Origin of the sequence: Aliivibrio sp. 1S175 (genome assembly GCF_001690985.1) — a bacterium.
GTDB lineage: Bacteria > Pseudomonadota > Gammaproteobacteria > Enterobacterales > Vibrionaceae > Aliivibrio.
In genome coordinates this window covers 49,509-65,271 of sequence record NZ_MAJS01000009.1, presented here as the reverse complement: position 1 = coordinate 65,271, position 15,763 = coordinate 49,509, and the positions used below count along the sequence as shown (strand labels likewise).

Below are 15,763 nucleotides of genomic sequence, written 5' to 3'. Positions count from 1 at the left end.
AATTGACAGGTGAATTGAGATGCCAAAGCAAGCGTTACAGTTTTTAAATGAAATGAATATTTCGGTTTGGCAAGTTCGACAACCAGAATACTTCTCTATGTTAGAAGCAAACACACTATCGTTACCTGAAACTTGTCAGTTATTATTTGTAGCTCCTGCTGTTCCAACTGAACGTGATGCTTTTCTTTTTGGGAAGGTACTTGCAAGCATGAAACTATTGCCAGAGCAGGCGTTATTTCTTCCTTCTGAGTCGTTAGAGTATTTGGCTGAACATCATTTAAAGTGGTGTTGGTTTTCTGGTGTTCTTATTACTGAATTAGAAGGAGTGCGAACATTGAGCTCTCCTCTTTTATCTGAAATGCATACCAATACTCAATCACGACGCGATCTATGGCGACAAATTTGTTCTTATGACCATTAATATCCAACTTATTTCTGAAACTCATCTTGATGATATTTGGCGAATAGAAAGAGCGGCACATTCACACCCTTGGGCTGAATCGATGATCCGAGACTTAAATAGTCGTTGTGCACAACATCGAGTAATGCTAGAAAATGATCAAGTTGTTGGTTATTTTTATGCGCAGAATGTTGTCGGTGAAGTGACGTTACTTAATGTTGCTATTGATCCTGCGTATCAAAGAAAAGGGTTTGGTCGTAAATTGACTGAGTTTTTTATTGATATGTGTATGGAACAAAGTGCTGATTCTGCTTGGCTTGAGGTGCGTGAAAGTAATGTTAAAGCGATCTCTTTGTATGAATCTGAAGGGTTTAATGAAGTTACTCGACGCCACGATTACTACCCAACAGCTAATGGTAAAGAAGACGCCATTATCATGAGTTATATATTCTTTTAATCGGCGCTTTAGATAATCAACGTCTTTGAGTATAATCTCGCCTAATTACATCCTTTCTGAAATCTTACAGGATTATCAACGCTTATGTCTTTTTTACAAGAAGTGGGTAAACGTAGAACGTTTGCCATCATTTCTCACCCGGATGCGGGTAAAACAACCATTACTGAAAAAGTATTATTATTCGGAAACGCGATTCAAAAAGCGGGTACGGTAAAAGGTCGTGGTTCAAACCAGCACGCAAAATCAGACTGGATGGAAATGGAAAAAGAACGTGGTATCTCGGTAACTACGTCAGTAATGCAATTTCCATTTAACGGTTGCCTAGTTAACCTTCTTGATACTCCTGGACACGAAGATTTCTCGGAAGATACCTACCGTACTTTAACTGCGGTAGATTCATGTCTAATGGTTATCGATGCCGCGAAAGGTGTCGAAGATCGTACTCGTAAATTGATGGAAGTAACGCGTTTACGTGATACGCCAATCGTAACCTTCATGAACAAAATGGACCGTGAAGTACGAGACCCAATGGAAGTGCTTGACGAAGTAGAAAGCGAGCTAGGTATGGCTTGTGCTCCTATTTCATGGCCTATCGGTTGTGGTAAAGAGTTTAAAGGTGTTTATCATATTCACCGTGATGAAACGATCTTGTATCAATCTGGTCATGGCCATGAGATCCAAGAAGTACGCACGATCAAAGGTCTTGATAACCCAGAGCTTGATGTTGCTATCGGTAACGAACTTGCGAGCAGTGTTCGTGAAGAGCTTGAATTGGTTATTGGCGCTGCGCACGAGTTTGATTTAGAGTTATTTCTTAAAGGAGAGCTAACACCAGTCTACTTTGGTACGGCACTAGGTAACTTTGGTGTTGACCATATGCTTGAAGGTTTGACTGAATGGGCTCCTGCACCACAAACGCGTGAAGCAGTAGAACGTGCAGTTGAAGCAACTGAAGAAAAATTCTCAGGATTTGTATTTAAGATCCAAGCAAACATGGATCCTAAGCACCGTGACCGTATTGCCTTCATGCGTATTGTATCGGGTACTTATACCCAAAGTATGAAAATGAACCATGTTCGTACAGGTAAAAACGTCAGTATTTCTGATGCGGTAACCTTTATGGCGGGTGATCGTTCTCGTGCTGAAACAGCCTATGCGGGTGACATCATTGGTTTGCATAACCACGGCACGATTCAAATAGGTGATACCTTCACGCAAGGTGAAAACTTGAAGTTCTCAGGTATTCCAAACTTTGCACCTGAATTATTCCGTCGTATTCGTCTAAAAGATCCGTTGAAGCAAAAACAACTATTGAAAGGTCTTGTCCAACTTTCTGAAGAAGGTGCGGTTCAGGTTTTCCGTCCGTTACAAAATAACGATCTTATCGTTGGTGCGGTTGGTGTTCTTCAGTTTGATGTGGTTGTTTCTCGTCTGAAATCAGAATATAACGTAGAAGCTATTTATGAAGGTATCAGTGTTGCAACCGCTCGTTGGGTTGAATGTACTGATGGTAAAATCATGGATGACTTCCAGCGTAAGAGCCAAGCTAACCTAGCATTAGATGGGGGCAATAATTTAACGTATATCGCGCCTACTATGGTTAATTTGAATTTAGCAGTAGAGCGTTTCCCTGAAGTTCAATTCAGAGCAACACGAGAGCATTAATTTGTTCTATTGCTAATAAATCTAAACGGAGTCTTAACGGACTCCGTTTTTGTATCTATTGTTTATACTTGTTCTGATTATTAAATTCGATATATCCGTGATAGGGGAAGCTTTAATGTGGAAGATAATTAAACAATGGATTAAAGGGTGTGGCGTATGGTGCTTATCTCTTGGTTTAACACCTGAAAATAAACGCAGTTGTGTGCCATATAAGAAAGAAGAAGAGTGATGTCATTTAAATTGATAGATACCCATTGTCACTTAGATTTTTCTCCTTTTTCAGAAAGTGAAACGTATTATCTTAATAAAGCCCAGGAGAGTGGTGTAACCAAGTTTATTGTGCCCAGTGTTAATCAATTAAATTGGGACAAGGTAAGCGAACTCGCTGAGAGAAATGAAGGGGTGTATTATGCGCTGGGTATTCACCCGTTATTTATATCTTCTGATTATGAACATGAAATTGAACGCCTGAAAGACAAATTTAAAGTTCAAGCTCAGGCTCGTATTGCTATTGGAGAGTGCGGGTTAGATTTTTGGGATCCTGAATGCAATCGCGATATCCAAATACATGTATTTCGAGAGCAATGCTTATTAGCCAAAACCCACCAACTTCCCTTAATTGTACACAGCCGAAAAAGTCACGATCATGTTTTAAAAGTACTGCGAGAAATAAAACCAGAGAAAGGCGGGGTTATCCATGGGTTTAGTGGCAGCTTACAACAAGCGAATCAATTTATTAATTTGGGCTTCTATATTGGTGTCGGTGGTGTGATTAGCTATGAGCGAGCGATTAAAACAAAACGCACAATTTCTGAGCTTTCTTTAGATCGTTTATTATTAGAAACAGACGCTCCTGACATGCCATTATCTGGTTTTCAGGGGGTACCTAACTCGCCAGATAAAGTACGACATATTCTAGAATGTTTGATTTTGTTGAGAAAAGAGTCAAGGGAAACGATTGCAAATGCTGTTTATAGAAATACTAATCATTTGTTCGGTATTTGAGTTGCCAGTCATTTCTTTAGATGTAATTGATGAATCTTTAGATACTCCTTAGTGATAAAGATCACACTAATGAATGAATGTATGATGTACGTTGACAGAATATGTGACAACGGCATTACTTTATTAGTGGTTCAGTGAGTATAATCGCCCCCGCTAATTTGAAACACGCCAACAATCAATTTTAGGGAAACTTTTAACTATGAGCCTGTTAATGAGCTTGGTTGGGATTGTAGCACTGCTTGCTTTTGCAGTACTTCTATCTGATAACCGCAAAGCAATCAATCTACGTACTGTCGGTGGCGCTTTTGCCATTCAATTTATTCTAGGTGCATTTATACTATACGTACCTGTGGGTCGTGATGTACTTTTAGGTGCATCTGAAGCGGTTGCGAATGTAATCAACTATGGTAACACTGGTATCGAATTCTTATTCGGTGGCTTAGTCTCGAATAAAATGTTTGAAGTATTTGGTGGTGGCGGTTTCGTATTCGCACTGCGCGTACTTCCTGTAATCGTATTCTTTGCATCATTAACTGCGGTACTTTATTACCTTGGTATCATGCAAATTGTGATTAACTTCTTAGGTGGTGCTCTTCAAAAAGCACTTGGTACTTCTCGTGCGGAATCTCTTTCTGCTACAGCGAATATTTTCGTTGGTCAAACAGAAGCACCTCTAGTTGTTCGTCCATTCATTCCAAAAATGACTCAATCAGAATTGTTTGCTGTTATGTGTGGTGGTCTAGCTTCTGTTGCTGGTGGTGTACTTGCGGGTTATGCGTCTATGGGCGTGCCTCTAGAATACCTAATCGCAGCTTCATTCATGGCAGCTCCTGGTGGTCTTTTATTTGCTAAAATTCTTAAACCAGAAACAGAAACTCCAGTTGACCAATTTGACGCACTTGATAACAAAGGCGATGACAAACCAGCTAACGTAATCGATGCTGCTGCTGCAGGTGCTGCAACAGGTATGCAACTTGCGTTAAACGTAGGTGCAATGCTTCTTGCTTTCATCGGTCTAATCGCACTAATCAACGGTATCTTAGGTGGTGTTGGTGGTTGGTTCGGTATGCCAGAAATTACACTAGAGCTTATTCTTGGTTACGTATTCGCTCCAGTTGCTTTCCTAATCGGTGTGCCGTGGGAAGAAGCGACAATTGCAGGTTCTTTCTTGGGTCAAAAATTAGTAGTTAACGAATTCGTTGCTTACTTAAACTTTGCACCATACCTAGCTGAAGGCGCTGAAGTTGTTCTTTCTGATAAAACGAAAGCAATCATTTCATTCGCACTATGTGGTTTTGCTAACCTTTCTTCTGTAGCAATCCTACTTGGTGGTTTAGGTAGCCTTGCTCCTGAACGTCGTCATGACATCGCTAAGATGGGTATGAAAGCCGTTGCTGCTGGTACATTATCTAACTTAATGTCAGCAACAATCGCAGGTCTATTCTTATCTCTATAATCGTTATAGAGTAAGTTAGATGCTAAAAAGCCCGCATTTATTGCGGGTTTTTTTATGCCTATAGAAAAGATAACGTTGTGATGAATAAATAATTATTTCCATTTTTTATGTAAAAAGAGTGAGATGCAAACCGATTGCGTTACCAGATAGAAACAGTGAGATGAATTAATCTTGATACAATACGAATCATAGCAAAGAGAAAGACAACTAGGTTTTGAAAATTAAACTACATTTAATGTATACACGATAAGTAACTTGAGAGTGAATTATGTTGAATGAAGTTTTGTTATCAGTCTTAGCTGGTTTGATTGTTGGTGTTGTTTTTTCAGCAATTAAATTACCAATTCCAGCACCTCCAGTATTATCTGGTGTTATGGGGATCGTCGGTGTTTATCTTGGAGCTGTGGGTTATCAATGGATTATTGAACGTTTCTTTTCGTAATCTAAGTGTCTTTATACGGAAACATGGTTTCACTAGTGCCTCAACCGAAGTATTGGTAAAATAAACCATGTTTCAACGGCGTCTCATGATGAGATGTTACACAGTCTGCTTGGTTACATGAAGCAAGCACTGGCGGCAAAATGGATATTGATTGAGCGTTATTTCGCTCAAGTCTTCAGGGAATCAAGTCCGCTCATTTGCTGTTGAACTTAATTATAAACAGCAAAACTATCAAAGAATTTATTCTATTGGAGATAACAATGAGCGATTTAAAAGCAGCAGCACTACGTGCATTAAAATTAATGGATTTAACGACTCTTAACGATAACGACACAGATGAAGTTGTGATTGCGTTATGTAAGAACGCGAAAACAGCAGTAGGTAATACAGCAGCAGTTTGTATTTACCCACGTTTCGTTCCTATCGCTAAGAAAACGCTGCGCGAGCAAGGCACACCAGAAGTACGCATTGCAACAGTAACTAACTTCCCACATGGTAACGACGATATTGCTATCGCTGTTGCAGAAACTAAAGCTGCTGTCGCTTACGGCGCTGATGAAGTTGATGTGGTATTCCCATACCGTGCATTGATTGCTGGTGACGAAACCGTAGGTTTTGAACTGGTTAAGCAATGTAAAGAAGCGTGTGGCGACATTCTGCTTAAAGTTATTATTGAAACTGGTGAGCTAAAAGAAGAAGCTCTTATTAAGAAAGCGTCTCAAATCTGTATTGAAGCTGGCGCTAACTTTATTAAAACCTCTACTGGTAAAGTGCCAGTTAACGCAACACCTGAATACGCACGCATGATGCTAGAAGTAATTCGTGATATGGGCGTAGCTAAAACAGTTGGCTTTAAGCCTGCTGGCGGCGTTCGTACTGCTGAAGATGCACAAGCATACCTAGCAATGGCTGATGAAATTTTAGGTGGCGATTGGGCTGATAACATGCACTACCGCTTTGGTGCATCAAGCTTACTAACTAATCTTTTAAATACATTAGAAGTAACAGAAGAAACAGCTGACCCATCAGCTTACTAGTTTCTCGTTACTTGATTTATAGCTAAAAAATAAATCGACTTAGGTGAGGCATTACCGTCTCACCTACCTCAACCCTACTTATATAAATTACCCAACCAAGATTGGGGAGGCACTAATGTATCTACCACAAGAGATTATTCGCAGAAAGCGTGACAATAAAGTACTAACAACAGAAGAAATTAACTTCTTTATTCAAGGAGTTGCAAAGAATACCGTATCTGAAGGTCAAATTGCAGCTTTTGCAATGGCGGTCTACTTTAATGAAATGACAATGCCAGAACGTATCGCATTAACGTGTGCAATGCGTGATTCAGGTATGGTGATTGATTGGAGCCACATGAACTTTGACGGACCTATTGTTGATAAACATTCAACAGGTGGCGTTGGTGATGTGACTTCATTAATGCTTGGTCCTATGGTGGCAGCGTGTGGTGGTTATGTTCCAATGATCTCTGGTCGTGGTTTAGGCCATACAGGCGGTACACTGGATAAACTAGAATCTATAGCTGGTTACAACATTATGCCAAGCAATGAGATTTTTGGAAAAGTAACCAAAGAAGCAGGTGTAGCGATTATTGGTCAAACAGGTGATTTAGCACCGGCTGATAAACGTGTATATGCGACTCGTGATGTAACAGCAACGGTTGATAATATTTCATTGATCACGGCCTCTATCTTATCTAAGAAATTAGCGGCAGGTTTAGATTCGTTAGTGATGGATGTTAAAGTGGGTTCTGGTGCATTCATGCCAACTTACGAAGCGTCTGAAGAGTTAGCAAAATCTATCGTAGCAGTTGCAAATGGTGCAGGTACTAAGACAACCGCATTGCTTACTGATATGAACCAAGTATTGGCATCAACTGCAGGTAACGCATTAGAAGTGCGTGAAGCGATTCGTTTCTTAACAGGTGAATACCGCAACCCTCGCTTATACGAAGTAACAATGGCGTTGTGTTCTGAAATGCTAGTGATTGCTAATTTAGCAAAAGATGAAAAAGAAGCACGAATTAAGCTACAAACTGTATTAGATAATGGTAAAGCAGCAGAATGTTTTGGTAAAATGGTCTTTGGTCTTGGCGGTCCAAGTGACATTATTGAAAATTATGACAACCACTTAGAAAGTGCACAAATTATTAAACCTGTATTTGCAGATAAAGCCGGTTTTGTTAATGCGATGGATACTCGTGATTTGGGTATGGCAGTGGTTGGTATGGGCGGTGGCCGTCGTGTTGCAACCGATACTATTGATTATGCGGTTGGTTTAAGTGATATGATCCGCCTTGGTCAAACTGCAGATACAGAACAACCATTAGCGATGATCCACGCGCGTAATGAAGAACAATGGCAGCAAGCCGCGGATGCTGTAAAAGCAGCAATCGTGATTAGTGATGAACAACCAGAAATGACTCCGGAAGTTTATCGCAAAATTCGCCCTGAAGATGTGTAAGGAAGAAAACATGAAACGTGCAATAATTTTAGTACTAGATTCATTTGGTATCGGTGCCGCAGGCGACGCTGAAAAATTTGGCGATGTCGGTTCAGACACCATGGGTCATATTGCTGAGCAGTGTGATAAAGGCCTAGCTGACAACAGCAACCGAAAAGGACCTTTAACTCTTCCAAACCTTTCTAAACTTGGTTTAGCGATGGCGGGTAAAGAATCAACAGGTCAATTTGCCGCTGGTTTAGACGCGAACGCAGAGATCATTGGTGCTTACGGTCATGCGGCTGAATTGTCTTCAGGTAAAGATACGCCTTCAGGTCACTGGGAAATCGCCGGTGTTCCAGTGTTGTTTGATTGGGGTTACTTTTCTGATAAAACAAACAGCTTCCCTAAAGAGCTGACTGATCGCATTCTTGCGCGTGCAAATCTTTCTGGTTACCTAGGTAACTGCCATGCATCAGGAACTCAAGTACTTGATGATTTGGGTGAAGAGCACATGAAAACAGGCATGCCTATTTTTTATACCTCTGCTGATTCAGTATTCCAAATTGCCTGTCATGAAGAGACATTTGGTTTAGATAATTTGCTAACGCTTTGTCAGATTGCTCGTGAAGAACTTGCTGATTACAACATTGGCCGTGTCATTGCGCGTCCATTTGTTGGTGAAGGCAAAGGTAAATTTGAGCGTACAGGTAATCGTCGTGATTTATCACTAGAGCCACCAGCAATAACGGTTCTGCAAAAATTAGTTGAAGAGAAAAACGGTCAAGTTCATTCAATTGGCAAGATCTCTGATATTTATGCTGGCTGTGGTATTACTAAAAAAACCAAAGCAACAGGCATTCCTGCGCTATTTGATGCGACGAAAGACGCGATTGAAACGGCGGGTGATAACACCATCGTATTTACTAACTTTGTCGATTTCGATTCAGCGTATGGCCATCGTCGTGACGTTGCTGGTTATGCTGCTGCGCTTGAATATTTTGATGGTCGTCTTCCAGAGATCATGAACATGCTAAAAGAAGATGACATTCTTATTCTAACGGCAGATCACGGTTGTGATCCAACATGGCCTGGTTCTGATCATACACGTGAACATATCCCTGTTATTGTTTATGGTCACAAGGTTCCTGCGGGTTCATTAGGACGCCGTGATACGTTTGCCGATATTGGTCAAACTTTAGCAGAGTATTTTGAAACCTCTGATATGGAATATGGAAAATCATTTCTGTAAAAAATAATAAGCAGTAGAGTTAGCTCTACTGCTTTTTTTCTATTTAAAAGTTAAAGAAAGGAATACAAATTATGGCTACTCCACATATTAATGCTGAAATGGGTGATTTTGCTGACGTTGTTCTAATGCCAGGAGACCCAATCCGTGCGAAATACATTGCAGAGACTTTTCTTGATGATGTAGTTCAAGTGTGTGACGTTCGTAATATGTTTGGCTACACTGGAACCTATAAAGGTCGTAAGATTTCGGTTATGGGGCATGGTATGGGGATCCCATCGTGCTCTATTTACATGACTGAATTAGTTAAAGATTTTGGCGTAAAAAAAGTGATCCGTGTAGGCAGCTGTGGTGCCGTAAACGATGGGATAAAACTGCGTGATGTTGTTATCGGTATGGGCGCATGTACTGATTCAAAAGTGAACCGCATCCGTTTTAAAGATCATGACTTTGCAGCGATTGCTGATTATGAAATGGTTCGTAACGCAGAGTTAGCAGCTCAAGCACGTGGTATCGATGTAAAAGTAGGTAACCTTTTCTCTGCTGAGTTGTTCTACACACCAGATCCAAGCATGTTTGATCTAATGGATAAATACGGCATTGTAGGCGTAGAGATGGAAGCCGCAGGCATGTACGGTGTGGCTGCTGAATACGGTGCAAAAGCATTAGCAATTTGTACAGTATCGGATCACATTAAGACCGGTGAGCAAACAACATCAGATGAGCGTGCAACGACGTTTGATGAAATGATGCTAATTGCACTAGATTCAGTATTGCTTGGCGACAAATAATACCGCTAAAGAAAACGTGTAGACATAAAAAAGGCGATGAGGGTAACTTCATCGCCTTTCTTTTTTATGATTTCCCACCGAATAAGGTAGTGATAGGTTCACTAGAGTTTTTTCGCTTTCGGAGTAGAGCCATAATTAACATACCAGAAATAAGGCTTATGGCTAGCATACTAAACATTAAGCGATCACTCTTACGGTAATGGTGATTCGCAAATCCAGTTAGTGTTGATTTCTCAAACGTAATTCTTAAAAAACCTAATAAATGACCATTTTTAACAATGGGTTCTATTAACTGCTGTCTTCCGATCCCATCAATTGACAGTGGTGTATTTAATCCTGTAATTTGAGATGCCGTAAGTGCATTATCACTTTTGGCTAAAATCCCACCTTCAGCATCATAAATAGTCGCATCAAAAACTAATGATTCTTTAGCTAAGTTATTCGTAAGTAATAACAGTCCTTCATGATTATCTTGTTTAATATTATCGACAGAGAAAAGGGCGGCTTGGCGAGTCATTGTCCGGCTCAAGTCTTGTAGTTGTTTATTTTGAATGACTTGGTTGCTGTCACTGATCACGGTACTGTTGATTAAAATAAAGTAACTGAAGGCCATAAGAGAAAGCAGCATCAGACCTTTAAAGACAAAATTTTGAGACAGCATTATTAGCACCAGAGAAATTAGAATGTCGGAATTATACCCAAATTAAAGAAAAATAGCAGTTTATGTCGTTTGACTCTTGCTCATCTGCTTAGCAATCGGTATTTTTGATAAAGGATTAGTAAGGATACGAATCATGGATAAGATAGCCCCATTTTTAATTAAGAAAAACATACCTCTGTTAACGCGTTTTTCATCGACGCTAGAAATAAGCCAACTTGATATTAAGCAGATAGGTTGGATAGTATATGGATACCATTTATCCCCAGAACATTTTCAAGATATCGACTTCTTTGTGGGTGATAATTCAAAAATTATAGCTACGTGGAAAGTGGGTCATTACGAAGTCGCAGCCATAGCAGGCACCATAACGCCTGAGCACAAAACAATACTAGATGCTTTAGAACTTGATTATGCGGAAGTAAAAGATATCCCTGATTTATCAAAACCGGGTGTTATCTTATTTGATATGGACTCTACGGCAATAGAAATTGAATGTATTGATGAAATCGCAAAACTTGCAGGTGTGGGAAAACAAGTTTCAGAAGTGACAGAGCGAGCAATGCAAGGTGAACTTGATTTTAAAGAGAGTTTAATCAAGCGGGTAGGAACATTAGCAGGAGCTGATGAATCTATACTGGCTAAAGTAAAGTCAGACCTTCCTTTTATGCCTGAAATTAAAGAGTTAGTTGCAACCATGCATAAGTATGGTTGGAAACCAGCGATCGCTTCAGGTGGTTTTACTTATTTCTCAGATTATCTAAAAGATGAATTGAACCTAATTCATTCTCAATCAAATCAACTTGAAATTATTGATGGAAAGCTTACCGGTAACGTTATTGGTGATATCGTAAGTGCAGAGACCAAAGCTGATATATTGATTGAATTAGCCGATAAATACGATATTGAAATGAGTAATACCGTCGCCGTTGGTGATGGGGCCAATGATCTGGTTATGATGGAGGCCGCAGGGTTAGGTATTGCCTATCATGCGAAGCCTAAGGTTCAGCAACAAGCTCAAGCAGCCATTCGTCATGCTGATTTAGGAGGGGTTGCCTGTATTCTATCTGCGTCTCTTCTACTTAATAAGAAACTGAGTTGGTAAAGTAAGACTTAATATAAAAGAAAAAGGGTTCACTGCTAGTGAACCCTTTTTTATATATCCTTTTAAATTTGTTAATTACATTTCATTCTGAATGGAGTCTGAATAAAATGTACATTCATGTCATAGGCTACGTCATTAAATGGACGCAATTTGGTTGAATATTATTCACCTTGTTTGATCGGACAGATACTAATTAACTTTATTAAAAATGAACCAACGTTTACTTACCCTAGCTCTAAGCGTATAAGCACTTCATCTGTGATATCGGCTATTTCTCCACAACCCACAATGCTTGAAAGTTCATCTTCTAAGGCCCTAGCGTAGTGGATCGCATATTGAGCTAATTGACTTAATTCTATTTCAGATGTCGTCGATAATGGATTTTTAACTGCAGTTGTTGTGACCCTTATCGCTAAAAATTCACCGTGTTCTTTCGCTTTTTTTATGAAGATTAAACGGTCATTATAAGATGAGAACTCTTGTAGCATGCGTGTGAATACTGATTTTATTTCCCCTTCTTTAATTACGACTGCAAGATAAATCTCATGGTGGTGAGATCGTTGGTTTGCAGGTGTTTTTAATGGATCAATCAGTAATTTTTGCACTCTTGATTTAAAAATAGGTTCAAGATTTAAGCTTTGTTCATCGCCTAAGTGCTGCCAAATTTTATTCAATCTATTGAGCGGGAAATTAACACCAATACATCGAGTTTTAATTTTGTGATTATCTCGTTCGATAAAAAATGGGGTTGTAGTCAGCTTAGTTAACAATAATTGATGCATTATTCTAAGCATATCCATTGATGGAAGTTGCTCATAATCCATTGGTAATCGCTCAATATTATGTTGGATTAAACGACCTAAGAACGCCTTACTCTTTTGTGTTTGTAAATTGTCTTCAATATGTAGTTGGATATTAAGGCCATCTGATGCCACTTTTAATACGTGATAACCAATGCGACTTAATGGGGTGTTCTTGTCTAGATTTTGTAAATCATTGAACGTTATTTTTACGTCTGATTTTTTAGTTAATAGTGCCGGTTTATCTAAACGAATAGATAAACCATTAGTTGAAATATCCAGTGTTCTTCCTGTTATTTCCCCTAAGCTAGGGTGAGATAACGTAATTAATGTTTGATAATTGAACCTTGGCTCTGCTCGGCGCGGGGCTGAATCAAAATATAATGCATGTGCCTGACAAAGTGGCGTCACAGGGTGGCGATATGGGTTTAGGGCTTTTGGCTCAAGGCTTGGCTTATCCGTTAATAGGTAATCTTTTTGTGTTTCTGGGAGATTGATTTCCGTTAAAATTCCCATGTGTGTCAACGTGGACAATACTTCTTCCATTTCAGGGGCCACGGTTAACAATCTTTCTTTATCCGCTTTTTCTAATTCAAATAGTGAAAGACGGATCACTTTCCAACTTTTTCTTTTTGCACCAATGTGCCAAAACAACTGACGTTCTTTTTGAGTGGCTTCTGATGACATCATTGAATAGAAAAGCTCTCTATCTTCATGATCGTGCTTAAAACTATAAAAATGCGTGCGACTGACTTTTAGTCCTGGTTTAGTTAAAAACTGCATCCGTTCTTTTTTAAAAAGATGATTAATGACGGGTTGATTTTTCTCATCATGCCAATGCTTCCAAAGAGGTTCATTGTGCTCAGTAATCACAGCGTACTTTAGGTTTTCACCAGAAAAGAATAATGGGATATTTGTGGTATGTTTTAAGAAGCAATGTTCATAGCCTTGAGTGCGAGCTCTTACGATTTGATCTTTTTGATCATGTTGAGTTCTGCGTTTGTTTTTATTTAATTTTTCATCAATGGCTGCGGCGATGACATCATGATTCGCTTCCATTTTTAAACGTAACCAGCGATAGCTATCATTCTCTTTACTGTCGTGAATGCCGAGAATACGATAAGGGAAGTCGCCATTAAGGTCTTTTATGCCTGTATCTTTAGCAAGGCAAGGGAAACTTACCTGGATAATTTGCCCTAAACCATACTCAAACGCGGTGGGTACTTTAATGCGAGCACCAGAAGAGGATAGATCACTACTTGTGCCATGAATATGGTTACCGTTGGGTAATAAAACGGAGACTTGAGTGGACATACGTAAACGATTTTCGCTACGAGTTAAATAGTGGCCAAAGCGAACTAATCTTGCTTTAAATAGGTTGGTGTCATTGTTTTCATCAACAGCAGCAATAAGTTCTTTGTTTTTATGTAGAACACGAAAGTTATTTCTTGTATTGGTTAGTGCGGCCCATACACCTTCAGTGTAGCTACCGTAACGCTCGATGGTTTTATGGTAGGTATTTATGGCAACATCATCTAGCCAATGAGTGTAACCATTTAATTCGTATTGATGGCATATCCCTTTAACTCGACCACGTAAGTCAATGTTCTTTTTGCAAGGCGCCATGATGCGCTTCAATTCAATCTTTACGATTAAATGAACTGAGGGGTGTTCATGTGCCATGACTTGGCTGCAAACCAATTCAAAATCAGGTTCGCCAAAGACTGGGATAAGTTGATCTACGTAGTTTTGATATTCTTCTTGCTGCATGATTTCTGGTACAGTAATAACAATCTAATGGGTTTATCGGCAGAATTGCTAAAATATTTAACATTATGAGTTAAATAGTAATACCCATCACTTTAATAATATTTATGTCGGTGATATATGGCAAAAGCAAAACGAGCCTACGTTTGTAATGATTGTGGAGCAGACTTTCCTCGTTGGCAAGGACAGTGTAGTGCTTGTGGGGCGTGGAATACGATAACAGAGGTAAGATTAGCCGCTTCTCCACAAGTCGCTCGAAATGAACGTTTGATTGGTTATGCTGGTTCTTCTTCTGCATCGGAAGTTCAAGCACTATCGAGTATCGATCTAACTGATGTTCCTCGCTTCAGTAGCAGCTTTAAAGAGTTTGACCGTGTTTTAGGCGGTGGAATTGTACCTGGCGCGGCCATTTTGATTGGTGGTAATCCGGGGGCTGGTAAATCAACATTATTATTGCAAACCATGTGTCGACTAGCGGCTGATATGTCAACGTTATATGTCACGGGTGAAGAGTCATTGCAACAAGTTGCCATGCGTGCATCACGTCTTGGTTTACCAAGAGATAATTTGAAAATGTTATCAGAGACGAGTATCGATAAAATTTGTCAAATTGCGGACAAAGAAAAACCTAAAATAATGGTTATTGATTCGATTCAAGTAATGCATGTTGATGATGTCCAATCATCCCCAGGCAGTGTGTCTCAAGTGAGAGAGTCTGCAACAATCTTAACTCGTTATGCTAAACAGAATAATGTCTCTATTTTCCTTGTTGGGCACGTAACAAAAGATGGAACTCTAGCGGGGCCCAAAGTATTAGAGCACATTGTCGATTGTTCAGTATTACTTGATGGCAGTGCCGACAGTCGATTTAGGACGTTACGTAGTCATAAAAACCGTTTTGGTGCAGTCAATGAACTCGGGGTTTTTGCAATGACAGGGCAGGGACTTAAAGAAGTCAGTAATCCTTCGGCTATTTTTTTATCTCGTGGTGAAGAGGAAACGTCAGGCAGTTCTGTGATGGTTATCTGGGAAGGTACTCGCCCTTTACTTGTTGAGATCCAAGCATTAGTTGATTATTCGCAATTATCAAATCCTCGACGAGTATCGGTAGGTTTAGATCAAAATCGATTATCAATGTTATTGGCTGTGCTGCATAAGCATGGTGGGTTACAAATGGCGGATCAAGATGTATTTGTGAACGTTGTTGGTGGTGTAAAGGTATCTGAAACCAGCGCTGACTTAGCATTAATAATGGCGTTACTATCGAGCTTTAAAGATCGCCCATTGCCAAAAGATGTGGTTGTTTTTGGTGAGGTAGGCCTTGCTGGTGAGATTCGTCCAGTACCTAGTGGTCAAGAGCGCCTTATGGAAGCGTATAAACATGGATTTAAACGTGCCATTGTCCCTGCTGCTAACATGCCTAAAGGAGGCATTGAAGGTATGCAAATTCATGGTGTAAAAAAATTATCAGAGGCAATTGATGCCTTTGATGAGTTATAATAAAT

Annotated in this window: 14 protein-coding genes; 12 read left to right on the top strand and 2 right to left on the bottom strand. The window is 39.7% G+C overall.

Annotation, left to right across the window (positions count from 1 at the left end; translation table 11 throughout):
* Positions 1-19 precede the first annotated feature (19 nt).
* From A6E06_RS04760 to deoD, 10 genes are all read left to right on the top strand, one after another.
* The gene (locus A6E06_RS04760) at positions 20-421 is read left to right on the top strand and encodes a DNA polymerase III subunit psi (protein WP_065594297.1); all 402 of its coding nucleotides are present in this window, start codon (positions 20-22) and stop codon (positions 419-421) included.
* A complete protein-coding gene (gene rimI, locus A6E06_RS04755) occupies positions 411-857 on the top strand; it encodes a ribosomal protein S18-alanine N-acetyltransferase (protein ID WP_065594298.1) in 447 nt (148 codons plus the stop codon). The genes A6E06_RS04760 and rimI overlap by 11 nt, the downstream gene beginning before the upstream one ends.
* Before the next feature lie 84 nt (positions 858-941).
* Positions 942-2,522: a peptide chain release factor 3 gene (prfC, locus tag A6E06_RS04750; protein WP_065594299.1), complete on the top strand. Its 1,581-nt coding sequence runs from the start codon at positions 942-944 to the stop codon at positions 2,520-2,522.
* 228 nt (positions 2,523-2,750) lie between these two features.
* The gene (locus A6E06_RS04745; RefSeq protein WP_065594300.1) at positions 2,751-3,527 is read left to right on the top strand and encodes a TatD family hydrolase; all 777 of its coding nucleotides are present in this window, start codon (positions 2,751-2,753) and stop codon (positions 3,525-3,527) included.
* A gap of 199 nt (positions 3,528-3,726) precedes the next feature.
* Positions 3,727-4,983: a NupC/NupG family nucleoside CNT transporter gene (locus tag A6E06_RS04740; protein ID WP_065594301.1), complete on the top strand. Its 1,257-nt coding sequence runs from the start codon at positions 3,727-3,729 to the stop codon at positions 4,981-4,983.
* 271 nt (positions 4,984-5,254) lie between these two features.
* Positions 5,255-5,425 carry a XapX domain-containing protein gene (locus A6E06_RS04735; protein WP_065594347.1) on the top strand — a complete coding sequence of 57 codons (171 nt, stop codon included), beginning with the start codon at positions 5,255-5,257 and terminating at the stop codon, positions 5,423-5,425.
* A gap of 260 nt (positions 5,426-5,685) precedes the next feature.
* Positions 5,686-6,462, top strand: coding sequence for a deoxyribose-phosphate aldolase (gene deoC / locus A6E06_RS04730; RefSeq protein WP_065594302.1), 777 nt, complete (start codon positions 5,686-5,688; stop codon positions 6,460-6,462).
* A gap of 115 nt (positions 6,463-6,577) precedes the next feature.
* The gene (deoA, locus tag A6E06_RS04725) at positions 6,578-7,909 is read left to right on the top strand and encodes a thymidine phosphorylase (RefSeq protein ID WP_065594303.1); all 1,332 of its coding nucleotides are present in this window, start codon (positions 6,578-6,580) and stop codon (positions 7,907-7,909) included.
* Positions 7,910-7,919: 10 nt separating this feature from the next.
* Positions 7,920-9,140 carry a phosphopentomutase gene (gene deoB, locus A6E06_RS04720; protein WP_065594304.1) on the top strand — a complete coding sequence of 407 codons (1,221 nt, stop codon included), beginning with the start codon at positions 7,920-7,922 and terminating at the stop codon, positions 9,138-9,140.
* A gap of 71 nt (positions 9,141-9,211) precedes the next feature.
* Complete coding sequence (deoD, locus tag A6E06_RS04715; protein WP_065594305.1) at positions 9,212-9,928, top strand: purine-nucleoside phosphorylase; 717 nt, start codon at positions 9,212-9,214, stop codon at positions 9,926-9,928.
* Positions 9,929-9,992: 64 nt separating this feature from the next.
* On the opposite strand, the gene A6E06_RS04710 is transcribed toward deoD, so the two are convergent.
* On the bottom strand, positions 9,993-10,589 hold the full coding sequence (locus A6E06_RS04710; RefSeq protein ID WP_065594306.1) for a YtjB family periplasmic protein: 597 nt from the start codon (positions 10,587-10,589) through the stop codon (positions 9,993-9,995).
* Between the two features lie 133 nt (positions 10,590-10,722).
* On the opposite strand from A6E06_RS04710, the gene serB reads away from it, so the two are divergent.
* Positions 10,723-11,691: a phosphoserine phosphatase gene (serB, locus tag A6E06_RS04705; protein ID WP_065594307.1), complete on the top strand. Its 969-nt coding sequence runs from the start codon at positions 10,723-10,725 to the stop codon at positions 11,689-11,691.
* Positions 11,692-11,915: 224 nt separating this feature from the next.
* Here serB and A6E06_RS04700 read toward each other — a convergent pair whose 3' ends face one another.
* On the bottom strand, positions 11,916-14,261 hold the full coding sequence (locus A6E06_RS04700; protein WP_065594308.1) for a PilZ domain-containing protein: 2,346 nt from the start codon (positions 14,259-14,261) through the stop codon (positions 11,916-11,918).
* 117 nt (positions 14,262-14,378) lie between these two features.
* On the opposite strand from A6E06_RS04700, the gene radA reads away from it, so the two are divergent.
* A complete protein-coding gene (gene radA / locus A6E06_RS04695; protein WP_065594309.1) occupies positions 14,379-15,758 on the top strand; it encodes a DNA repair protein RadA in 1,380 nt (459 codons plus the stop codon).
* Positions 15,759-15,763 lie beyond the last annotated feature (5 nt).